The 20,312-nt window shown below is 60.0% G+C and carries 24 protein-coding genes and 1 pseudogene; 10 read left to right on the top strand and 15 right to left on the bottom strand.

Features of this window, described 5'->3' with window-relative positions:
• Positions 1-983: 983 nt before the first annotated feature.
• Positions 984-1,241 carry a hypothetical protein gene (locus tag KZH41_RS16075; RefSeq protein WP_094952224.1) on the bottom strand — a complete coding sequence of 86 codons (258 nt, stop codon included), beginning with the start codon at positions 1,239-1,241 and terminating at the stop codon, positions 984-986.
• A gap of 109 nt (positions 1,242-1,350) precedes the next feature.
• On the opposite strand from KZH41_RS16075, the gene KZH41_RS16070 reads away from it, so the two are divergent.
• Entirely contained in the window at positions 1,351-1,704 is a 354-nt protein-coding gene (locus tag KZH41_RS16070) for a hypothetical protein (protein WP_263273022.1), read from the top strand.
• A 145-nt stretch (positions 1,705-1,849) separates the two neighbouring features.
• Here KZH41_RS16070 and KZH41_RS16065 read toward each other — a convergent pair whose 3' ends face one another.
• The 7 genes from KZH41_RS16065 to KZH41_RS16035 form a co-directional block, all read right to left on the bottom strand.
• Entirely contained in the window at positions 1,850-2,554 is a 705-nt protein-coding gene (locus KZH41_RS16065) for a YoaK family protein (RefSeq protein ID WP_094952222.1), read from the bottom strand.
• A gap of 69 nt (positions 2,555-2,623) precedes the next feature.
• Positions 2,624-4,258, bottom strand: coding sequence for an ATP-binding cassette domain-containing protein (locus tag KZH41_RS16060; RefSeq protein WP_263273021.1), 1,635 nt, complete (start codon positions 4,256-4,258; stop codon positions 2,624-2,626).
• Between the two features lie 124 nt (positions 4,259-4,382).
• Positions 4,383-5,432, bottom strand: a complete 1,050-nt coding sequence (locus KZH41_RS16055; protein ID WP_263273019.1) for a DNA topoisomerase IB — start codon at positions 5,430-5,432, stop codon at positions 4,383-4,385.
• A gap of 73 nt (positions 5,433-5,505) precedes the next feature.
• Positions 5,506-6,585 (bottom strand): molybdenum ABC transporter ATP-binding protein, encoded by a 1,080-nt coding sequence (gene modC, locus KZH41_RS16050; RefSeq protein WP_263273017.1) that lies wholly within the window; start codon positions 6,583-6,585, stop codon positions 5,506-5,508.
• A 3-nt stretch (positions 6,586-6,588) separates the two neighbouring features.
• Entirely contained in the window at positions 6,589-7,269 is a 681-nt protein-coding gene (gene modB / locus KZH41_RS16045) for a molybdate ABC transporter permease subunit (RefSeq protein WP_263273015.1), read from the bottom strand.
• Complete coding sequence (gene modA, locus KZH41_RS16040) at positions 7,270-8,043, bottom strand: molybdate ABC transporter substrate-binding protein (protein ID WP_094952216.1); 774 nt, start codon at positions 8,041-8,043, stop codon at positions 7,270-7,272.
• Positions 8,044-8,161: 118 nt separating this feature from the next.
• Positions 8,162-9,220, bottom strand: coding sequence for an NAD(P)H-dependent flavin oxidoreductase (locus KZH41_RS16035; RefSeq protein ID WP_094952215.1), 1,059 nt, complete (start codon positions 9,218-9,220; stop codon positions 8,162-8,164).
• A 204-nt stretch (positions 9,221-9,424) separates the two neighbouring features.
• Between KZH41_RS16035 and KZH41_RS16030 the strand changes: the two are divergent.
• Both KZH41_RS16030 and KZH41_RS16025 read left to right on the top strand, forming a co-directional pair.
• Positions 9,425-9,547 (top strand): annotated as a pseudogene (locus KZH41_RS16030) (CGNR zinc finger domain-containing protein); the annotation flags it as partial.
• Positions 9,548-9,578: 31 nt separating this feature from the next.
• Complete coding sequence (locus tag KZH41_RS16025) at positions 9,579-10,040, top strand: GyrI-like domain-containing protein (RefSeq protein WP_242149612.1); 462 nt, start codon at positions 9,579-9,581, stop codon at positions 10,038-10,040.
• A gap of 3 nt (positions 10,041-10,043) precedes the next feature.
• On the opposite strand, the gene ada is transcribed toward KZH41_RS16025, so the two are convergent.
• The 4 genes from ada to KZH41_RS16005 form a co-directional block, all read right to left on the bottom strand.
• Entirely contained in the window at positions 10,044-11,087 is a 1,044-nt protein-coding gene (gene ada / locus KZH41_RS16020) for a bifunctional DNA-binding transcriptional regulator/O6-methylguanine-DNA methyltransferase Ada (protein WP_242149609.1), read from the bottom strand.
• Between the two features lie 75 nt (positions 11,088-11,162).
• Positions 11,163-11,828 carry a DNA oxidative demethylase AlkB gene (gene alkB / locus KZH41_RS16015; protein WP_242149606.1) on the bottom strand — a complete coding sequence of 222 codons (666 nt, stop codon included), beginning with the start codon at positions 11,826-11,828 and terminating at the stop codon, positions 11,163-11,165.
• 3 nt (positions 11,829-11,831) lie between these two features.
• Complete coding sequence (locus tag KZH41_RS16010; protein ID WP_094952211.1) at positions 11,832-11,999, bottom strand: hypothetical protein; 168 nt, start codon at positions 11,997-11,999, stop codon at positions 11,832-11,834.
• 21 nt (positions 12,000-12,020) lie between these two features.
• Entirely contained in the window at positions 12,021-12,323 is a 303-nt protein-coding gene (locus KZH41_RS16005; RefSeq protein WP_034119651.1) for a DUF1883 domain-containing protein, read from the bottom strand.
• Between the two features lie 211 nt (positions 12,324-12,534).
• On the opposite strand from KZH41_RS16005, the gene KZH41_RS16000 reads away from it, so the two are divergent.
• From KZH41_RS16000 to KZH41_RS15985, 4 genes are all read left to right on the top strand, one after another.
• Positions 12,535-12,885 carry a hypothetical protein gene (locus KZH41_RS16000; protein WP_242149603.1) on the top strand — a complete coding sequence of 117 codons (351 nt, stop codon included), beginning with the start codon at positions 12,535-12,537 and terminating at the stop codon, positions 12,883-12,885.
• A gap of 174 nt (positions 12,886-13,059) precedes the next feature.
• Positions 13,060-13,707, top strand: a complete 648-nt coding sequence (locus tag KZH41_RS15995; protein ID WP_263273011.1) for a c-type cytochrome — start codon at positions 13,060-13,062, stop codon at positions 13,705-13,707.
• A gap of 68 nt (positions 13,708-13,775) precedes the next feature.
• A complete protein-coding gene (locus KZH41_RS15990) occupies positions 13,776-14,627 on the top strand; it encodes a c-type cytochrome (RefSeq protein WP_371917699.1) in 852 nt (283 codons plus the stop codon).
• 78 nt (positions 14,628-14,705) lie between these two features.
• Positions 14,706-14,936 (top strand): hypothetical protein, encoded by a 231-nt coding sequence (locus KZH41_RS15985; protein WP_263273010.1) that lies wholly within the window; start codon positions 14,706-14,708, stop codon positions 14,934-14,936.
• A 9-nt stretch (positions 14,937-14,945) separates the two neighbouring features.
• Here KZH41_RS15985 and KZH41_RS15980 read toward each other — a convergent pair whose 3' ends face one another.
• Positions 14,946-15,230, bottom strand: a complete 285-nt coding sequence (locus tag KZH41_RS15980) for a hypothetical protein (RefSeq protein WP_094952207.1) — start codon at positions 15,228-15,230, stop codon at positions 14,946-14,948.
• A gap of 144 nt (positions 15,231-15,374) precedes the next feature.
• Entirely contained in the window at positions 15,375-15,560 is a 186-nt protein-coding gene (locus tag KZH41_RS15975; RefSeq protein WP_094952206.1) for a hypothetical protein, read from the bottom strand.
• A 311-nt stretch (positions 15,561-15,871) separates the two neighbouring features.
• Between KZH41_RS15975 and galU the strand changes: the two genes are divergently transcribed.
• Positions 15,872-16,711, top strand: coding sequence for a UTP--glucose-1-phosphate uridylyltransferase GalU (galU, locus tag KZH41_RS15970; protein WP_003212579.1), 840 nt, complete (start codon positions 15,872-15,874; stop codon positions 16,709-16,711).
• 102 nt (positions 16,712-16,813) lie between these two features.
• The gene (gene gorA, locus KZH41_RS15965) at positions 16,814-18,172 is read left to right on the top strand and encodes a glutathione-disulfide reductase (RefSeq protein WP_263272996.1); all 1,359 of its coding nucleotides are present in this window, start codon (positions 16,814-16,816) and stop codon (positions 18,170-18,172) included.
• On the opposite strand, the gene KZH41_RS15960 is transcribed toward gorA, so the two are convergent.
• Positions 18,173-19,165, bottom strand: coding sequence for a DNA-binding protein (locus KZH41_RS15960; RefSeq protein ID WP_263272994.1), 993 nt, complete (start codon positions 19,163-19,165; stop codon positions 18,173-18,175).
• A 170-nt stretch (positions 19,166-19,335) separates the two neighbouring features.
• On the opposite strand from KZH41_RS15960, the gene KZH41_RS15955 reads away from it, so the two are divergent.
• The gene (locus tag KZH41_RS15955; RefSeq protein ID WP_242149594.1) at positions 19,336-20,268 is read left to right on the top strand and encodes a site-specific integrase; all 933 of its coding nucleotides are present in this window, start codon (positions 19,336-19,338) and stop codon (positions 20,266-20,268) included.
• Positions 20,269-20,312: the final 44 nt, after the last annotated feature.

Here is a 20,312-nt window from a genome sequence, read left to right as displayed (position 1 = left end):
CGTTGCTGCGGTAACGGCTTCGTATGGTTCCGCCCTTACGGCGGGTCACTTTTGGAAAAGAGCCCCAAAAGTAACCAAAAGGGCTCTTGCCCCACCACTCGGCACCTCGCCTAGGCTCGGTGTGCCCTCACGCAGGCTTTGGAGCGGGGGCCGCCGCCATGGGCCATCCTTGGCCCATCGCGGCTAAACCGGCGTCCTGCCGGTTTACCCCGCTCCAAAGCCTGCGTTCGGCCAGCGTGGTTTAACGGGGCGCCTAAGATCAAGATCAAGATCAAAAGCAAGAGCACGGCGGCCTAGTAGCCGACCTGAGTGGTTAGATCAAAAGCAAAACCGAGGCGGCCTGACAGCCGACCTGATATTTGAAACTGAACTCAATCTAATGTGGGAGCTGGTTTGCCTGCGATGGCATCAACTGGTTATGCCTGATACACCGAGGTGTCTGCATCGTAGCGGTGCGGCGATCCGACAAGCCCGCTCCCACATTGGAATCTCATTACATCAGCTAGATAGGGTGGTGCTCTGCTTCTGCTCTGCTTTTGCTTCTACCACTCAGGTCGGCTACCAGGCCGCCGTGCTCTTGCTTTTGATCTTGATCTTGATCTGAGGCGCCCCGTTAACCACGATGGCCGAACGCAGGCTTGAATCCGTGGGTAACCCGGCAGGACGCCGGGTTAGCCGCGATGGGCCAAGGATGGCCCATGGCGGCGGCCCACGGATTCAAGCCTTCGTTCTGGCATGCCGAGCCTAGGCGAGGCACCGAGTGGTGGGGCAAGAGCGTTTTGCTTACTTTTGCGCTGTTCAAAAGTGAGCCGCCGTAAGGGCGGAACCCATCTCAACCATCCCCCAAATAACGGATATGTACTCAGCAGCCCCCAACCCCCAGGCAAAAAAAAGCCCGCGGGAGGGCGGGCAGAAGGGAGACTTCTTAAAAATGAGCCTGCCAACTATAGCCAGCACAACTACCCTTCACAGTGAAACTAAATTCATTCGGCAGCAGATGACGCCTTCTTCTTGGCTTTGGCCTCAGCCGCCAGGCATTCCAGCGCGAACTGCTCGGTGTAGGTCATCTGGATGGGCGTGCTTTCGCCCTTCACGGTGCGCTCGCCATCGAGGATGTAGCGGATGCGCTTGTCAGTGACGCCGATGCGCTTGGCGATCCACGTGGGCGTCTGGCCGATACGACTGATCAGCTTGTCGGCGTAGTCGGTGGAAGGGTTGTAGCGTTCGGCGTTGGGGGTCATCGGTTTTCCAGGTGACAGCGAGGTCGTAAGTAGGCGACAGGGTGACGTAATAGTCCTCGGGTGTCGCCTGCTAATGATAGAGTCGCGGTTTTTCCAAGGAGGCGATGGCATGCGAAAGCTGGTAATTGGCGCAATGGTGGTGGCAGCACTGTCCGGTTGTGCAGGTTCGAAAATGAAAGAAGCGCGCACCGGCACGCCTTACAAAACCCTGGCATCGCAGAAGGCCCCTCTGGTGGTTGCCCAATGCATCCAGTTCGGTTGGCAGGACGAGGCGGTATTTGGCGTTGACGCCGGCGGCTTCAAGGAGCCGATGGAAGCCGGCGGTTACACGGTGTACACCACCGGTGGCGACTATTTCGTCGACGTGCGCAGCGCGGGTGCCGGTTCTACCGTGAATTACTTTGCGGGCCAAGACTCGATGCCGACAAAACGTCGCCTGGCCGCACTCGCAACCTGTCTGTAGGCTGTCGCCTAGGTATTTTTCGGAAATGCCCGGCGGGACAGCCGCCGGACATTCGCTTATTATTCTTTTCGCTCGCTCGACGTGGTAGCTCTTTACCAGTACACGGACGTCGAGGCCGAAACGTCGGGCGGGCCTCTTTTCCTCCTTATCGCGGCATGTAACCCAAGTGCCAGCGCCGGGGAATCTTCAGCGACACTACCCCCAGCAACGCCGCCAATGCGCCACTGACCAGCAGCGCCTTGAGGCCGAGTTGATGTTCCAGCAGCGCGCCAATCACCGCGCCGACAAACATTCCCGCCCACGGAATCAGTTGCACGCGCCAACCATTGCGCCGCTCTCCGAGTATCCAGCGGCCCAGCCCGCGACCAAAGCGTGACAGCGCCCCGGTTACATAGGTCAGGCCCACCGGCAAACCGTTGACCTCTTCCACCGCCGCATTCAGCATGCCCATGGCAATAATCGCCGCGAGCAACGCCGGCAATGTATCGGCAAACGGCCACAAGGCTGCGCCACACAACAAGGCCGCAATGCACAACAGCAAGGGCAGCGCATGCCGCTTGGCGACGCGGCTGACTACCACACCCAACGCGTTGCCGACCACGAACATCGCGATCAGCAACAACAACCGCCCCGTAAGGCCCAGGTCCCCGGCGCCAATCGCTACCGCCAGCCGCGTGGTATTGCCGCTCATGAACGAGACAAAATCGCCACTGGCCATAAAACCGATGGCATCGGTCATGCCGGCCAGTACGGAAAGACTGGCCACCAACATCAAACCGACCCGGCCGCGCCAGCGTTGCCGATGGGCCAGTGCGGCATTGACGTAAGGTTTGCGCGATGCAGGCAGCATTGTGCCGGGCTCCTCGGTGAGATTATTCGGCCACTACCGTAGGGCGCTTTGAGTGTGTGCGCAATGACCTCAGACACACTTCAGCCACCAACCCCGACTTTGCCAGGTTAAAACGTGCGTCGGCCTGATCGCTTGCACGAACGCCTCGTCATGGGACACCACCACCATCGCCCCGGTAAAACCCTGCAACGCCTGTTCAAAGGCCAGCACCGATTCCAGGTCCAAGTGGTTGGTAGGCTCGTCCAGCAATAGCAGTTGTGCCGGGACTTTGCGCCACAAGGCAATTGCCATTGCGGCCTTTAAACGCTCGCCGCCACTCAACTGGCCAGTGGGTTGAGTCACCCGCAACGCATCCAGTTGCAGCAAGGCCAGGCGCGTGCGCAGTTCGCCTTCGGCCAACGGTGTGTCGAGCAGGTTGAGCTGTTCGACGATGCTGCGATCGTTCTCCAATAGCGCCAGGTGTTGATCAATATAAGCGCTGGGCACTTGCACGGCGCATTCCCCGCTGACGGCCTTCCATAGGCCGGCAAGCAGCTTGAGCAAGGTGGATTTGCCGCAGCCGTTCGGCCCGTGCACGGCAACGCGCACCGGGCCCGTCAGGTTGAGTGTGAGGTAAGTTGCAGGCGACTGCGGATCCAGCCACGGCAGTTGCGCATGCTCCAAGGCCAGGACGTGTCGACCGTTGGGCACTGCCGAGCCGGGCAAGGCGAGCAGGGTGGGCGTTTCGTCGACGACGCGTTCGTAGGCCTGGCGCACCTGCACATCCAGCTCGTTTTTGTACTCGCGGTGTGCACTGCGCACAGTGCTGACGATTTCGGTGGCGGCACCTTTCCAGCGGGCTTTAGTGAACCGGTCGACGTTGGCGGTTTCGGCATGCTTGCGTGAGCGGGCGGCATTGCGTTGCAAGCTGTCGTGGTCTTTTTGCAGGCGCTTGCGCTCGCGGCTGCGCTCCAGGCGCGCGTGTTCAAGGGCTGCAACGGCAGCGTGCTGCTCGGTGTCGCGTTGCAGGCGGTAGGCCTGGTAATTGCCGCCATACGCGCGCGCCCCGAGGGGCGACAGTTCGAGGATGCGGCCCATGGCGTTGAGCAATTGCCGGTCATGGCTGACCACCACCAGGCCGCCGTGCCAGCCCGCCAGCACATGCAACAGCCAATCACGGCCGTCGCTGTCGAGGTGGTTGGTGGGCTCATCGAGAATCAGCAACTGTGGCTCGGCCAGCACCGCACCGAGCACCGTGACCCTGGCCAATTGGCCGCCGCTGAGCTGCTCGGCCGGTGTGTGCGCATTGAGGTGTGCCAAGCCTGCGGCGCCCAATGCGGTGCGCAGGCGTTCGGCCAGGTCCCAGCGATCGTCGATCAGCGCCAGGTCGTCCACGTGTGCTTCGCCGCGAGCCATGCGTGCAAGTGCAGCCAACACCTCGGCGGTGCCGGTGACATCGGCGATGGTTGCGCCCGGTTGAACCGCCACTGCTTGGGCGACGTATGCGACGCTGGCCGAACGCTTCAGCGTGCCGGACGAGGGCGCAAGCAACCCGGCCAGCATCTTCGCGAGAATGCTTTTGCCACGGCCATTACGCCCGACAATCCCGGTGGGTGTGTGATCAATCGACAGGTTGAGACCTTCCAGCAAGGTTTCGCCATTGGCGAACTGGAAAGACACGTGTTGCAAGGAAACGAGTACGGGCAGCCGGTTGACGTCAGTCATAGGCACCTCCAAAAAAATGTCGAACAGGCCAACAAGCGCGCCAGGCGGCTCGTTGCAGATACATTTTGGAAGGCTTAGTTGTTCACGTCGGCGGTCATCCCGGGCGTCAGAAGGGCTGCAGAGGCTAACTCACCTTGGCGCTCTTCGGCAAGTCGGCGGCCAATTGCTCGAGGAACATCGCCAGTGCGACTTCTTCGGCTTTCAAGCCCTTGCGCACCCGTGGCTTGGGCAGCTTGGACAGTTCGCCCAGGCTGAAATGCTCCAGAACGGCCGGGTGGATATAGCACTTGCGGCACACCGCCGGAGTATTGCCGAGCTGCTTGGCGACGTCTTTGACGGTTGCCACCACGTGCCGCTTGGCATCGGATTCCGGCTGCCATTGCAGCTCGCGCAACACGGCCAAGGCAAGAGCGGTGCCGGCCCAGGTGCGGTAATCCTTGGCGGTGAAATCGGCGCCCGTCAGGCTGTGCAGGTAGGCGTTGACGTCGTGGGAGCTGACGGTATGCCGCTCACCGTCTTCATCCAGGTACTGAAACAGATTTTGCCCAGGCAGTTCGAGGCAGCGCTTGACCACCGTGGCCAGGCGCCGGTCCTTGACGCTGACCTGATGCTCCACGCCACTCTTGCCGCGAAACTGGAACTGGATTTCGCTGCCCTTGATGTCCACATGGCGGGTGCGCAAGGTGGTCAGCCCGTAGGATTTGTTGTCCCGCGCGTACTGGGTATTGCCCACGCGGATCAGCGTGGCATCCAGCAGCATCACCACCGTGGCCAATACTTTCTCGCGGGTGAAACCGGGTTCGGCGATTTGGGCTTCCAATTTCGCGCGCAGTGTTGGCAAAGCTTTCCCGAACGCTTGCAGGCGCGAATACTTGTCGCTGTCACGCACTTCACGCCAGCGCGAGTGGTAACGGTATTGCTTGCGGCCGCGGGCGTCACGCCCCGTGGCTTGCAGATGGCCACGCGGGTCGGCGCAGATCCACACATCGGTGTAGGCGGGCGGCACGGCCAGTGCGTTCAGGCGTTTGATTTCGTCAGCATCGGTGATGCGCACACCGTTGGCATCGACATACTGGAACTTGCCGCGCAGCTTCTTGCGGCGGATACCCGGTTGGGTGTCGTCAACGTAATGCAGGTCGCGGGGCAGGTCGGCAAGCAGCGCGGAGTCGGGCATGGTGCAAATTCCTTGGCGGTAATCAGGCCGGTATGTCTGATTGACCGCAGGGTTTTGCACGGGTGCCAAATAGTTATGCGAGCACGGCTACCGCCTTGATTTGCGCCCACAGCCTCAGACCGGGCTGCAGTTGCAATTGATCACGGGAGAACCGCGTGATGCGCGCCAGCAGCGGCGTGCCGCCAGCATCCAGGCGCACCAGCACATGGGCGTTGTTATCCGCAGAAATCTCCTGGGTCACCGTCACCGGCAGACGGTTAAGGATGCTGCTGGGTTCTTGCCCATACAAGCTGAGGCTGACATCTCGGGCCTGTACCTTGATGCGCAGTGGCTTGCCCACTGCCAACGGCGCGTGCGCCACGCGTACCTGCAATGGGCTGTCGGGCAATTGCAGGGTGAGCAACTGATAGTGCTCATCGTAGGCACTGACCGTGCCGTTGATGACCACGCCGGCGTCGTCGCCCAAGGCGATGGGTAAGTCGAGCCGTGCCAGGGTTTCACTGATGGGGCCGCTGGCCAGGGCCTTGCCGTCGCTGAGCAATACAATGTGATCGGCCAGCCGCGCCACTTCATCCTGGGCATGGCTGACGTACAGCACCGGAATATCCAGTTCGTCGTGCAGGCGTTCGAGGTACGGCAAAATTTCGCTTTTGCGTTGGCTGTCCAGGGCTGCCAGCGGTTCATCCATCAACAGCAATTGCGGGCTGGTGAGCAGCGCGCGGGCGATGCCGATGCGTTGGCGCTCGCCGCCGGACAGGTGCTGCGGGTGCCGGTCGAGCAGGTGGCCGATGCCCAGCAGTTCGGTGGCCTGGGCCATGTCCACCCGACGTTGCTGAGGCGCAATACGCTTGAGGCCGAACTCAAGATTGGCCCGCACTGACAGATGTGGAAACAGGCTCGCTTCCTGAAACACATACCCCAAGGCGCGCTTATGCGGCGGCATAAATACGCCGTTGCGGCTGTCTTGCCAGACGTCATCATTGACCTGCACAAAGCCGTCTGCGGCGCGCTCAAGCCCCGCGATACAGCGCAGGCAAGTGGTCTTGCCGGAGCCAGAATGCCCGTACAAGGCGGTCACGCCACGGCCGGGCAAATGCAAGTCCACATTCAGGGCGAAGCCGGAATAGGTGAGGTGCAGGCGTACATCAATCATCGATCAGCTCCAGCCCATTTTGGTTTTACGGCTGGAATAGAGCGCCAGTAATACGAGGAAGGCGAACACCACCATGGAGCCGGCCAACCAATGGGCCTGGGCATATTCCATGGCCTCGACGTGGTCGTAGATCTGCACCGACACCACGCGGGTTTTGTCGGGAATATTGCCGCCGATCATCAGCACCACGCCAAACTCACCGACGGTGTGGGCGAAGCCGAGTATCGACGCGGTGATAAAACCCGGGCGGGCCAGGGGCAGGATCACGGTGAAAAACGTGTCCCAGGGATTGGCGCGCAAGGTGGCGGCTACTTCCAGTGGGCGAGTACCGACGGCGGAAAAGGCGTTTTGCAACGGCTGCACCACAAACGGCATGGAATAGATCACCGAGCCAATCACCAGCCCGGTGAAGCTGAAAGTCAGGGTGCCCAGGCCCAGCCATTGGGTGAACTGGCCGAAGTAGCCATTGGGCCCCATGGTCAACAGCAGGTAAAACCCAATGACCGTGGGTGGCAACACCAACGGCAGGGCGACGATGGCACCGATGGGGCCGCGCCACCAGGAGCGGGTGCGCGACAGCCACAGGGCAATCGGAGTGCCGATGATCAGCAGGATCACGGTGGTCAGTGATGCCAGTTTAATGGTCAGCCAGATCGCGGAAAAATCGGCACTCGACAGCGGCATTTAGTTGGCCAACTCGTAACCGTAAGACTTGATCACCGCGGCGGCTTTGGGGCCTTTGAGGTACTCGACCAGCGCTTTGGCCGCGGCGCTGTCTTTGCCTTTGGTGAGAATGACAGCGTCTTGCTTGATCGGGTCGTGCATGGACGCGGGAACGATCCACGCCGAACCGCTGGTGACTTTGCCGTCCTTGTAGATTTGCGACAGGGCGACGAAGCCCAGTTCTGCGTTGCCGGTGGACACGAACTGGAAGGCTTGGGTGATGTTCTGGCCTTCAACGAGCTTGCCCTTGACCTTGTCGGTCAAGCCTTCTTTAGCCAGCACTTGGGTGGCGGCCAGGCCGTAGGGCGCGGCTTTAGGGTTGGCGATGGACAGGTGCTTGAATTCGTTCTTCTTGAGCACCTCACCTTTGGCATCGACATAACCTTCCTTGGCCGACCACAGCGCCAGGGTGCCGACCGCGTAGGTGAAGCGCGAACCTTTGACGGTGTCGCCTTCGGTTTCGAGTTTTTGCGGGGTGGTGTCGTCAGCGCTGAGGAACACTTCGAATGGCGCGCCGTTTTTGATCTGCGTATAGAACTGGCCGGTGGCGCCGTAGGCTGCAACCAGTTTGTGGCCGGTGTCTTTTTCGAAATCGGCAGCAATCGCCTGGATCGGTGCGGTGAAGTTGGCGGCAACGGCAACCTGCACTTCATCGGCTTGGGCCGCGCCAAAGGCAAAGGCCGCAATCAGGGTGGCGATGGCCGTGGGGGCCAGGCGTGAGGCGCGGATCATCATGAAGCAGCTCCTTTGAGGTGTACGGCTTGTTACAGGTAGAAGGCGTTACCGCTATGTATAGGAATATATAGCGGTTAGCCATTGCCGGTACAGTGCAACGTTGCCGCTGGTGTCAGTTCTATTGGAGCTTGGCCCGTGCCTGCTCGGCCAATTCGCGGGTCAGGTCATACGTGGAAATGTCTTTGCCCAGGCGCAATGCCTGGCCTGACCACAGGTTGCTGAAACCCGCTTCATCCTTGGCTTTGAGCGGCATCAAGGCGCCGCCGGAAGTGGGGAAGGCGGGCGCTTGCGGGTTGATCGCGCCGAGTTCGCGCATCACGCGGTTAACGATGCCTCGCGCCGGGCGGCCGGTGAACAGGTTGGTCAGTGCGGTCTCGCTGGCTTGGGCGTGGCGCAGTGCATGGTGATGGGAAGCGCTGACGTTGGCTTCGGGAGTGAAGAGGTACGCGGTACCCACTTGCACGGCCGAAGCGCCCAGGGCGAATGCCGCGACAATGCCGCGCGCATCACCGATACCACCGGCGGCGATCACCGGCACGCTGACCGCGTCGACAATCTGCGGCAGCAGTGCCATCAGGCCGATCTGGGTGTTGAGGTCGTCGCTGAGAAACAACCCGCGATGCCCGCCAGCCTCAAACCCCATTGCAATGATGGCGTCGCAGCCATGCTGTTCCAGCCAGAGGGCTTCTTCCACGGTGGTGGCCGATGACAGTACCTTGGCGCCCGTGGCTTTGACCCGGTCGAGCAAGGCTTTTTCCGGCAGGCCAAAGTGAAAGCTCACCACTTCGGGGCGGAACTCTTCGACCACTTTGCAGGCAGCGTCATTAAAGGGTGCGCGGTTGGACGCGGGCGTTGGCGCGTCAAAATCGGCGCCGAGTTCATGGTAGTAAGGTTCCAGCAAGTCCTTCCAGCGGCGGTCACCGGCTTCATCGGCGGCGGGCGGTTGATGACAGAAGAAATTCACATTGATCGGCCGCGAGCTTGCCTGGCGGATCGTGGCCAAGGCTTCACGCAGTTGCTCGATGGTCAGCGCTGCGGCGGGCATTGAGCCCAGCCCGCCGGCCGCATTGGTGGCGATGACCATGGCGGTGGTCGTTGCCCCGGCCATAGGGGCCTGGATGATGGGCACTTCAATGCCCAGCAGGTCAAGAATTCGAGTGTCTGGCCAGCTGCTCATGGGATGCGTCTCCAGCGTGAGTAAGACTTTGCGCTGTTTTAGCAGGGCGATTGGCACCCGGCCAGTCTGTTTTATTCACTGGACGAAAGTGGGTTTTCGTGCGGCGCCATCAATTGATGGCATGGTGCTGGCTGATGACCCGGTGCTGGGCATGCTCAACACCCTGGCGACTATCGACGGCGTGCCATGGGACTTCTGGCAAGTCTGTGGTTTTATGATCGGACCAAGGCGCACAAACGTCGCAGGTGCAGTATGGCGCTGTGCGGTAACCGGTATAAGGTTGCAAGTGTCCTAAACGCAAAGCTTCGTAAACGGAACGCTAAGTAAGCGTAAATTGACGTTTTAAAAGGAGAGCGCGGTGCAAACAATCAAGGAACAACAGGTAGCGGCCGTTCGTGTGTCCGGGCTGAAAGTTCGCACGCGTAATGCGGATGAAGCCCAGCCTTCGAGCGCGAAGATCGGCCCGATGTGGCAACGGTTTTTCGCTGAAGAGCTTTACCAGAAAATACCCGGCAAGCAGCCGGAGTCACCGATGTACGGGGTTTACAGCGGCTATGAGTCCGATGCGCAAGGGCTGTTTGATGTCACTGCGGGCGTGGCGACCCAGGCACCGGCTGCCGGGTTTGACAGCCTGGTGATTGAGCCGGGGCGTTATTTGGTGTTTGAGGCGCGTGGGCCGATGCCGGCTGCGATCATCACGGCTTGGCAGCACGTCTGGGACTACTTTGAGCAGCCGGGTGTGGAGTCGCGTGCGTTTGTCACCGATTTTGAGGTGTACCCCGCGGACGACGTGGCGCTGATCTATATCGGTATCCGCTAGCCGTTACTGACTTTCGCGCTCCAGCAGCTGGCGCTTGCGCTCCACGCCCCAGCGGTAGCCCGAAAGCTCGCCGTTGCTGCGCACCACGCGGTGGCAGGGAATTGCCACCGCCAAGTGGTTGGCTCCGCAGGCCTGGGCCACCGCTCTAAAGGATGTGGGCGCGCCGATCCGCTGGGCAATTTGCGCGTAGCTGGCAGTGCTGCCCACCGGGATTTCGCGCAGCGCCTGCCACACCCGTTCCTGAAAGGCGGTGCCGCGCAAATCCAGGGGTAAATCCAGGCCCAAGGCAGGCGCTTCGACAAAGCCCACTACCTGCGCAATCAATTGTTCGAAGTCCCGGTCCGCACCGACCAACTCGGCCTTGGGGAACTGGTCCTGCAGGTCGCGCACCAGTTGGTCCGGGTCATCCCCCAGCAAAATCGCACAGACACCGCGTTGACTCTGCGCCACCAGAATCGCCCCCAATGAGCATTGGCCCACGGCAAAGCGAATTTCACTGTTGGTGCCGCCGGCCTTGTAATCGCTGGGCTTCATGCCGAGTAGCTGGTCAGCCGCCTCATAAAAGCGGCTGTTGGAGTTGAAGCCTGCGTCATACAGCGCGTCGGTAACCGAGTGCTGCCCCTTGAGGCCATCGCGTACTTTGCGCGAGCGCAGGGCATTGGCGTAACCCTTGGGCGTCAGGCCAGTGATGGCTTTGAATACGCGGTGGAAATGGAACGCGCTTAACCCGGCCGGGCGTGCGAGAGCGTCCAGGCTGGGCGGCGTTTCGGCCTGTTCGATGCGGCGGCACGCATCGGCAACCAGCTGCCCATGGTGCGCGGCTAATTGAGTCTGGTCACCCGCGGCGCGTTTGCTGGGGCGATAACCTGCGGCTTCGGCTTGCAGCGGCGTGTCGAAGAATTCGATGTTTTCCGGCCGTGGCAAGCGCGAGGCGCTGCTGGGGCGGCAGTACACGCCGGTGGTTTTAACCCCGTACACAAACAGTGCGTCTGCCTTGGCGTCGCGGGTGACGATGGCGGCCCAGCGCGGGTCTTGTTCGTTGGTCATGGTCTGCACTCTTGGCGGCTCACGGGCAGATTAGCCGTGCTGGCCACGCTCGGCACTCACAAGCTTGCGGTCAAATTAACCGGCGGTGCGAAAGGTCAGGTTGATGCGTTGCGGGCCCATGACCGGATGCACGCCGTCCTTGATTGGCATCACCCCATGAAAGCGCAAGCGATCGACGCCGCCCCAGACCACCACATCGCCATGAAACAGCGAGACCTTTTGCGTGCGGTTGCCGCGTTCATGCCCGCCAAACAGGAAAATCGCCGGCAGGCCCAGTGACACGGAGACCACGGGCGCGTTGTAGCGCCGTTCGTTCTTGTCTTGGTGCAGGGACATCTTGGCGCCGGGCACATAGCGGTTGATCAGGCAGGCATCCGGAGTGAAGTCGCTGAAGCCGGCTTCTGCGGCCGCCTGCACAGCCAGTTCGCGCAACGTGTGAGGCATGGCAGGCCACGGTTGCTGGCTGCGCGGGTCAAGCGGGCTGTAACGATAGCCGCTGCTGTCGGTGGTCCAACCCAGCTCGCCGCAACTGCTCAGCGCCGCCGACATGGTAAAGCCGCCGGGTGTGACCATTTGCCGAAACGGTGATTGGGCCAATATGCGCCGTAGTTCAGGTAACAGACGCTCGACCCGGGGCAGGGCATAGCCCCTTAACACGTAAGACTCTTCGCCAATCTGTTCACGCCCTGCGGGTTGTTGCAGGGCGTCGTCGGCAAACAGATCGGCAGTCGGGCCGGGCATGGCTTACAGCGCCTTGCTCACGGTGATGTCGGTGATTTCGTCGGTTGCATCGTGGATTTTCGCCAGTGCTTGCTTGGCTTCGTCGACGTCGTTGGTTTGCAACTGGGCGAACTCAAAGCGGCGTTCGCCGTTGAGCTTGTACTTGATGACGTATTTGGTCGTAGGGGTCACAGCGGTTTTCCTGTTCAGGGTTCAGCTCAGCTTGGTGCTGGTGCGACGAACAATGCGAATCTTGTGGGACAGCGCCGGTTTGCGCGTAACGCTGATCGCGCGGCGCGTCACCACGTCCAGGGTAATGTTCCAGAAACCGGTGCTGGGTGCGGTGATTTTCGCCGGGAACTGGTCGAACGCGCCGCCGTGGTAGGTGTGGCGGCCACCGTTCTTGAAGCTGCGAAAGTTGGCATCGCTCATCAGGCGAATGTTGCAGGTCTGCGAGCATTCGATGACAACGATGTCGCCCTCGTTGAGGTGCTCGCGCTGGTGGATGAATTTCATGGGTGTCTCCAGAAGGGCTTTTTCTGAAAAATCAGAATGATACGTAGGTTAAGATAGAGTTTATCAGCCCCAGCGTGTTTATTATCGGGTCGTCGTCGACGACTTCGACAATTTAAAACAGTTATTTACCGAGTTTTCAGAGATAAATCCTACATTAGCGGGAGAAAATTACTCTCAGCGCTGTCGTAGGGTCTTTATCGGAGGTTTTAGTATGAAGTGGAGTGTGTTGGTTCTGGCCTTGGCGTTGGGTGGATGTGCTTCGGTTGCAGATATCAAGCAGACCCCGCCAACATTGGTGGTCATTTCAGGGAAGAAGCCGCAGGAATACGCCGCGTGTGTGGTTCGCAAGTTGGCTGAAACCCGGCGTCCACCGCAGATCGAGCCGCATAAGGACGGTGTACAGGTGATTGTGCCGCAGAAATTCTCGGCTGACCCTTCGGCGATCTTCGAGATTGAAGAGCGCTCCAGCGGCAGCAGCATCAAGCTCTATGAAAGCATGTCCAATGTACCGATTCGCCCGGGCGACGTGAAGAAAGCCGCGGAGGAATGTATTTCCGGCTGAGCCCTAAGGTTCAACCCGCACACTTAATCCGATAAAAAAGCCTGGCCCTGCTGTTGCGGGGCCAGGCTTTTTTTTGCGCTGCTTTTGGGTGTTGTCTCGACAGGATCATTACCCTACCATTTGTAAGCTTATGCGATTGAAGCCTAAGCATATAACTATAAAAATGGAGCCGTGATGATGTCTCTGGAACGAGTGTTGATGGGGAGCGCGCTGTTATTGCTGCTAGGCAATGCCCACGCGATGGACGGGAAAAAGATTTTTACCGAAGGTGGCTCACAGCCTGGGGCGATGCCGTGTGTAGCCTGCCATGGCGCCGATGGGCTGGGGCTTGCAGCGGCTGGGTTCCCGCGCTTGGCGGGTTTGTCGGCGGAGTATGTGCGTAAACAGCTGGCGGACTTCAGCAGCGGGGCACGCAGCAATCCGGTGATGCAGCCGCTGGCCAAGGCCTTGACCGAAGCCGAGGTCGTTGCAGTCAGCCAAGCCGTGGCGGCGATGCCTCACCCGGCGCCTGCCACGCTGCACCGCAGTGAAATGCCCACCAGCGCGGCGCAGAAACTCGCGCTGCAAGGCGCCTGGGAGCGGCAGATTCCCGCCTGCGTCAGTTGCCATGGTCCCGCCGGTGTCGGTGTGGGCGCGGCGTTTCCGCCTCTGGCCGGCCAGCCTGCCGCTTACCTGGCGGCACAGTTGGCCGCGTGGCGTAACGGCACTCGTCACAATGATCCTAATGACCTGATGGGGCACATTGCCAAGTCTCTGACCCCTGAGGAAGTGCAGGGAGTCGCCCAGTACTTTGCGTCGCTGAGCCCGGAGGCCAAGCCATGAAGTCGCGCATGCTTGTCCCCGCGCTGGGGCTGATGATTGCACTGCCATCCGCTGCTGCCACGATTGCCATGGAAGACCAGTCACAACTGCAGCCAGCGCCTGCGCACCTGGTAGCCAATCAATTTCAGCCGCCGCAGGAAAGTGAATTGCCTGACAATGCCTACGGCAAGTTGGTCAAGCAGGGTTACGCACTGTTCGTCGACACTAAGCGCCTGGCGCCACAATTTGTTGGCAACGGGCTCAACTGCAGCAACTGCCACCTGGACCAGGGCCGCCTCGCCAACTCGGCGCCGCTGTGGGGTGCGTACCCAATGTACCCGGCCTATCGAAAGAAGAACGACAAGGTCAACACCTTTGCCGAGCGTTTGCAGGGTTGCTTCCAGTTCAGCATGAACGGCGGTACGCCGCCTGCGGCTGACAGCCCCGAAATTACGGCACTCTCGGTGTACGCCTATTGGTTGGCGAGCAAGGCGCCGCTGGGCGTGGAGCTGGCGGGGCGTGGCTATCCTGATGTGGCGCAACCGGCCAAAGGCTACAACCTGGCCCAAGGCGCTGAGGTCTATAAAGGCCAATGCGCGGTGTGCCATGGTGCTGAAGGGCTGGGGCAAAAGGCCGGTGATAGTTTCGTCATGCCGCCGCTCTGGGGTAAAGACTCCTACAACTGGGGCGCCGGCATGCACCGCATCAACACCGCGGCGTCTTTCATCAAGCACAACATGCCGCTGGGTAAGGGCGGCAGCTTGAGCGACCAGCAGGCCTGGGACGTCGCCGCTTACGTCAACAGCCATGAGCGGCCGCAGGATCCACGCTTGGTGGACGGCTCAGTGGAGAAAACCCGAATCAAGTTTCACGCCAATGATGGCGTCAATCTCTACGGGCAAACCGTTGATGGCGTGTTGATCGGCCAAGGCATCCGTTAAACTGTCGGGTATTCAATGCAAAAAATGCCGCGTAAGCCTTGAGTTTGCGCGGCATTTGTCTTTATTCGGAAACCCGCCATGAAACGTGAACACGTTAAAACCCGCAATTCCGAGGGTCAGATATCGGCCACCCATGTCATCCAGAACCCCGCCGACCTGGGTGAATGGATCGTCTTTTTCAAGAAAAGCGGCGGGCGCAGTTACTTCCTAGTGGATGAGCAGGATGAAGTCGAGTCGTTCCCGCGCCTGGATGACCTGATCGAGCTGTTACGCGAGCTGGGCATCAAGTTCGCCGAAATTCACCTGTAGCCATACGGCTTACTTGCAGACCACAACGACGCTGCGGCTTTTGAAGTTGCCGACGTCTTTGCCCAGGGTCTTGTCGCTTTCTTTGAGTGACGGCGTGCCGTCGGTACCGACGATACGATAACCGGTGCCCGCGCAGGACGCGTCGGCTTTTTCGTAGCAACTGGCCCACGAATTGGCCTCGCCCGAGCAGTCGATGGTCAGGCCTTGTTCGCCATTTTTAAGGTAAGTGTCGGATGTAGTGGTGCAGCCGGTCATCAGCGCAAGGGCCGCAGTCAATGCCAGAATCTTGTTCATGTGTTGGTTCGTCGTCGAGGGTGTTGGAGGGGCGCTGACACTGTCGTGGGGCGTTCGCAGCAGATTATAGCGAACTGCCATGTAGGTACAGACAAACACAAAAAAGCCCCGCTTAACGGGGCTTTTGGCGCGGGGCATAGAGGCTTACTTGCCCTTCGGTCGCTTGCTCGATGCGTGACCGGCTTCATCCACAAACACTTCGGCGACTGCAGTAGCCATGGCTTCGGTCGGGAATACCCCAGCGACGCTGTCACCGTGGAAGTTGATCAAGTGCCAGCCGTCTGCGCGCTGCGTGATCAGGTAGCCGTTTACACCTTTTGGTTCTGACATCTATTAACAATCTCGTGGTCTGGTTCAAGGGCGCAATGATAGCGCACAAATGCACTGCGCCCGCCGAAGTTATTCCACATCAGTGCCCTCAGCTTGAAAGCATGCTAAAAGGGATGTAGCCCTCAGAAACATTGGCTTGTAGGTTGTTTGCCGGTCGAGGGTGAAGGTACTTGTCGGAAGATAAGTGGAACTTACGCCGACATTTTTTCTCTATGTTGACATCGCAACGCCAGCAGGACCCATTGTAAGGTGACTGCGGCCTGATTAGACTGCGCCGAATTCCGTACGCACAGCCCTTTGTAAGGACTCATATGATCAAGAAATGCTTGTTCCCAGCAGCCGGTTACGGCACTCGCTTCTTGCCAGCGACCAAAGCCATGCCCAAAGAGATGCTGCCGGTGGTGAACAAGCCACTGATTCAGTACGGCGTCGAAGAGGCACTGGATGCTGGCCTGAACGAAATCTCCATCGTCACCGGCCGTGGTAAGCGCGCGCTGGAAGACCATTTCGATATCAGCTACGAGCTGGAAAACCAGATCAAGGGCACCGACAAGGAAAAGTACCTGGTCGGTATCCGTAAATTGCTCGACGAGTGCTCGTTCTCCTACACCCGTCAAACCCAGATGAAAGGCCTTGGCCACGCGATCCTGACCGGCCGCCCGCTGATCGGTGACGAACCGTTCGCCGTGGTCCTGGCGGACGACCTGTGCGTCAACCTGGAAGGCGACGGCGTGCTGACCCAGATGGTCAAGCTGTACCAGAAGTACCGTTGCACCATCGTTGCGGTTCAAGAGGTTGATCCTCAAGAGACCAACAAGTATGGCGTGATTGCCGGTGACGACATTGGTGATGGCCTGATCCGCGTACGCGACATGGTCGAAAAACCAGCGCCGGAAGATGCTCCGTCGAACCTAGCGATCATCGGCCGTTACATTCTGACCCCGGACATCTTCAAGCTGATCGAAGAAACCGAGCCAGGCAAGGGTGGCGAGATCCAGATCACTGACGCCCTGTTGAAGCAGGCAAAAGACGGTTGTGTGATCGCGTACAAGTTCAAGGGTCGTCGTTTCGACTGCGGTGGCGCTGAAGGCTACATCGAGGCAACCAACTTCTGCTACGAGCACTTCTACAAGACTGGCAAGGCTTACTGATTCACGCCTGCCCGACTGTTCTAAAAAAGCCACCTTAGGTGGCTTTTTCGTTTTTCAGCCCCATGTAAGTCGGTATGCTGGTGTCCTGCCAAGGAGAGTGAAATGGCCTACGATTTTGATCTGTATGTAATTGGCGCCGGTTCCGGCGGTGTTCGCGCGGCGCGTTTTGCCGCTGGCTTTGGTGCCAAGGTGGCCGTGGCGGAAAGCCGCTACCTGGGCGGTACCTGCGTTAACGTCGGCTGCGTGCCGAAAAAACTCCTGGTGTACGGCGCGCATTTCGCCGAAGACTTCGAGCAGGCCAGCGGTTTCGGCTGGTCGCTGGGTGAGGCGAACTTTGATTGGGCGACGCTGATCGCCAACAAAGACCGCGAAATCAATCGTCTCAATGGTATCTACCGCAACCTGCTGGTCAACAGTGGCGTCACCCTGCATGAAGGTCACGCGCGCTTGGTGGACCCGCATCAGGTGGAAATCAATGGTGAGCGCTTTACCGCCAAGCACATCCTGATCGCCACGGGCGGCTGGCCGCAAATCCCGCAGATTCCGGGGCACGAACACGCCATTGGCTCCAACGAGGCATTCTTCCTTAAGGCGCTGCCTAAGCGTGTATTGGTGGTGGGTGGCGGTTACATCGCCGTTGAGTTTGCCGGCATTTTCCATGGCTTGGGCGCGCAGACTTCGCTGCTGTATCGCGGCGACCTGTTCCTGCGCGGTTTTGACGGTGCAGTGCGCACCCACCTGAAAGAAGAGCTGACCAAGCGCGGCCTGGACCTGCAATTTAACGCTGATATCGAGCGCATCGACAAGCAAGCCGATGGCAGCCTCAAGGCCACGCTGAAAGACGGTCGTGTGCTGGAGGCCGATTGTGTGTTTTATGCCACCGGCCGCCGCCCGATGTTGGACAATCTGGGCCTGGAGAATACTGGCGTCAAATTGGACGAGCGCGGCTTCGTTGAGGTGGATGACCTGTACCAGACCGCCGAGTCGTCGATCCTGGCGATCGGTGATGTGATTGGTCGTGTGCAATTGACGCCGGTTGCCCTGGCTGAAGGCATGGCGGTGGCACGTCGCTTGTTCAAGCCTGAGCAGTATCGCCCAGTGGACTACGCGATGATTCCGACGGCGGTGTTCAGCCTGCCGAACATCGGCACTGTCGGCCTGAGTGAAGAAGAGGCGAAGAAGAACGGCCACAAGGTGCAGATCTTCGAAAGCCGCTTCCGACCCATGAAGCTGACGCTGACGGATTGCCAGGAAAAGACCTTGATGAAACTGGTGGTCGACGCCGACACCGACAAGGTGCTGGGTTGCCACATGGTGGGGCCGGACGCCGGCGAAATCGTGCAGGGCTTGGCGATCGCGCTCAAGGCGGGCGCGACCAAGCAGCATTTCGATGAAACCATCGGCGTGCATCCTACGGCGGCGGAAGAATTTGTCACCATGCGCACGCCTGTGGCCGACTGATCAGGTGGGCGATGTTGCCTCTGGCGCCGCTGCAACGGCGGCCGCCAGGCGCAACGCCTCGATACTAAGGTCCAGTTCCAGGCTTTTGTTGGTCTGCTGCTGTTCGCTCAGCGCGTCCTGGCGTGACTGGCTTTCCAGCACGGCCACCCGCAGGCGCTCCTGAAGCAGGGTGCGTTCGCTTTCAATCAGGCTGACCTGTTCACTGAGCTTTTGCTGCAAGGCCTGGTCTTTGCGGGTTTGCTCCTGCAGCGCGGCCAATTCCTTCGCGGTTACGCGGTGTTCGATCAACAGCCGCTCATTGTCGCGGTGCAACTGTGTGATCTCGTCCTGACGCACCATTGCGCTTTGCTGGGCCTGGCGCAGTTCCGCCTGCACCTGTTGCAGCTGGCCTTCGTGGCGGCGCTGTTCTTGCTCGCGCTGTTCCTTGATTGCATTGCGGTAATGCTCAAGGGCGTCGCGGGCGTGCAGGTGCTTTTCTTCCAGCGAGCGAATCTGCTCGTCCTTGTCGTTGATGCGTAGCTCGTAATCGCTGCACGCCTGACTGAGCCCGGCGTTGCGGGTTTGCTCGGTCTGAAGGCTAGTGCTGGTGGTTTGCAGGGCGGCGCTTTCTTCTGCCAGGGCGGCGCCCTGGATATCAAATTGCTGCTTGAGCTCGGCGTGCGCCTGCTCAAGCGTCTGCACCTGGGCGAGCAGGGCAGCTTTGTGCTGTTCGAACTGCGCCAGGGCCAGGTCGATCGGCTCCTGGGCCTTCTCTTTTAGGCGCTGGGCCAGCCGTGCGACCAGCTCACCCAGCTCGTCATCAATAGGCGCTTCGGTGATGGTCACCCGGGTTTCGCTGTCGTCCAGTTCCTTCAAATAGCGATGAATCGTGGTTTTTGAGCCGGTATTACCCATCTCGATGCGTACCGCGTCGATGCTGGGGTTTTCGCCGCGGGCAAGGATCGCCAGGCGTGCCGTTTGAACTACTGCTTTGTTTATGCCGCCGCGAGCCATGGGGTCTCCGTCGATTTAGTACTGTGGTATGTAGTATGTATATACGTACTGTATCACGAATAAAAAACCGTTTAAATTCATGATTTAACAGATGGGATATTGGCGTATTATCCCGTGTCATAGCCGTTTTAAGCGCAAACTCACCCTGTCGCAGTACGAATAGGCCTTTCATGAGCGATCTGGACCGGTACCTCAACGCCGCCACCCGCGATAACACCCGCCGCAGCTACCGCGCGGCCATCGAGCACTTCGAAGTGAATTGGGGCGGCTTCCTGCCCGCGACCAGCGACAGCGTGGCGCGCTACTTGGTGGCGCATGCCGGCGTGCTGGCGGTCAACACCTTGAAGCTGCGGCTTTCGGCGTTGGCGCAGTGGCACACCAGCCAGGGGTTTCCCGACCCGACCAAGGCGCCGGTGGTGCGCAAGGTGCTCAAGGGCATTCGTGCCGTACACCCGGCACAGGAGAAACAGGCCGAGCCGCTGCAACTTAAACACCTTGAGCAGGTGGTGGCTTCGCTGCAGGCAGAAGCGCTGCAGGCGAGCAACGATCAGGACTCACCCCGATTGCTGCGCGCCAAGCGCGACACCGCTCTGATCCTGCTTGGCTTCTGGCGGGGCTTTCGCAGTGATGAGTTGTGCCGCCTGAACATCGAGCACGTGCAGGCGGTGCCAGGAGCGGGAATCAGCCTGTACCTGCCGCGCAGCAAAAGTGACCGCGACAACCTCGGCAAGACCTACCAGACCCCGGCGTTGCTGCGCCTGTGCCCGGTGCAGGCGTACAGCGAATGGCTCAGCGCCTCGGCCCTCGTGCGCGGCCCTGTGTTTCGCGGGATTGATCGCTGGGGCAACCTGGGCGAGGAGGGGCTGCACCCCAACAGTGTGATCCCGCTGCTGCGCCAAGCGCTGGAGCGCGCGGGCATCCCAGCCGACCTATACACCAGCCACTCGCTGCGCCGAGGCTTTGCCACCTGGGCGCATCGCAGTGGCTGGGACATCAAGTCGCTGATGAGTTACGTCGGTTGGAGCGACATGAAATCCGCCATGCGCTATGTTGAAGCGACGCCCTTTCTGGGCATGACCCTGGCGACCCAACCGCTGATTTGAGATTTCTTCTATTAATACAGTTACCTGATAGGGAAAACCAATCG

The organism is Pseudomonas sp. YeP6b (assembly GCF_025642995.1).
GTDB lineage: Bacteria > Pseudomonadota > Gammaproteobacteria > Pseudomonadales > Pseudomonadaceae > Aquipseudomonas.
Note: the sequence above shows the minus strand (reverse complement) of the source record. Positions and strands in the feature narration are given on the sequence as shown.

Coding starts and splice junctions, on each gene's coding strand:
- KZH41_RS16075 (WP_094952224.1), bottom strand. CDS start 1,241: ATGACCCCCAACGCCGAACGCTACAACCCTTCCACCGACTACGCCGAC.
- KZH41_RS16070 (WP_263273022.1), top strand. CDS start 1,351: ATGCGAAAGCTGGTAATTGGCGCAATGGTGGTGGCAGCACTGTCCGGT.
- KZH41_RS16065 (WP_094952222.1), bottom strand. CDS start 2,554: ATGCTGCCTGCATCGCGCAAACCTTACGTCAATGCCGCACTGGCCCAT.
- KZH41_RS16060 (WP_263273021.1), bottom strand. CDS start 4,258: ATGACTGACGTCAACCGGCTGCCCGTACTCGTTTCCTTGCAACACGTG.
- KZH41_RS16055 (WP_263273019.1), bottom strand. CDS start 5,432: ATGCCCGACTCCGCGCTGCTTGCCGACCTGCCCCGCGACCTGCATTAC.
- modC (WP_263273017.1), bottom strand. CDS start 6,585: ATGATTGATGTACGCCTGCACCTCACCTATTCCGGCTTCGCCCTGAAT.
- modB (WP_263273015.1), bottom strand. CDS start 7,269: ATGCCGCTGTCGAGTGCCGATTTTTCCGCGATCTGGCTGACCATTAAA.
- modA (WP_094952216.1), bottom strand. CDS start 8,043: ATGATGATCCGCGCCTCACGCCTGGCCCCCACGGCCATCGCCACCCTG.
- KZH41_RS16035 (WP_094952215.1), bottom strand. CDS start 9,220: ATGAGCAGCTGGCCAGACACTCGAATTCTTGACCTGCTGGGCATTGAA.
- ada (WP_242149609.1), bottom strand. CDS start 11,087: ATGACCAACGAACAAGACCCGCGCTGGGCCGCCATCGTCACCCGCGAC.
- alkB (WP_242149606.1), bottom strand. CDS start 11,828: ATGCCCGGCCCGACTGCCGATCTGTTTGCCGACGACGCCCTGCAACAA.
- KZH41_RS16005 (WP_034119651.1), bottom strand. CDS start 12,323: ATGAAATTCATCCACCAGCGCGAGCACCTCAACGAGGGCGACATCGTT.
- KZH41_RS16000 (WP_242149603.1), top strand. CDS start 12,535: ATGAAGTGGAGTGTGTTGGTTCTGGCCTTGGCGTTGGGTGGATGTGCT.
- KZH41_RS15995 (WP_263273011.1), top strand. CDS start 13,060: ATGATGTCTCTGGAACGAGTGTTGATGGGGAGCGCGCTGTTATTGCTG.
- KZH41_RS15990 (WP_371917699.1), top strand. CDS start 13,776: ATGGAAGACCAGTCACAACTGCAGCCAGCGCCTGCGCACCTGGTAGCC.
- KZH41_RS15985 (WP_263273010.1), top strand. CDS start 14,706: ATGAAACGTGAACACGTTAAAACCCGCAATTCCGAGGGTCAGATATCG.
- KZH41_RS15980 (WP_094952207.1), bottom strand. CDS start 15,230: ATGAACAAGATTCTGGCATTGACTGCGGCCCTTGCGCTGATGACCGGC.
- KZH41_RS15975 (WP_094952206.1), bottom strand. CDS start 15,560: ATGTCAGAACCAAAAGGTGTAAACGGCTACCTGATCACGCAGCGCGCA.
- galU (WP_003212579.1), top strand. CDS start 15,872: ATGATCAAGAAATGCTTGTTCCCAGCAGCCGGTTACGGCACTCGCTTC.
- gorA (WP_263272996.1), top strand. CDS start 16,814: ATGGCCTACGATTTTGATCTGTATGTAATTGGCGCCGGTTCCGGCGGT.
- KZH41_RS15960 (WP_263272994.1), bottom strand. CDS start 19,165: ATGGCTCGCGGCGGCATAAACAAAGCAGTAGTTCAAACGGCACGCCTG.
- KZH41_RS15955 (WP_242149594.1), top strand. CDS start 19,336: ATGAGCGATCTGGACCGGTACCTCAACGCCGCCACCCGCGATAACACC.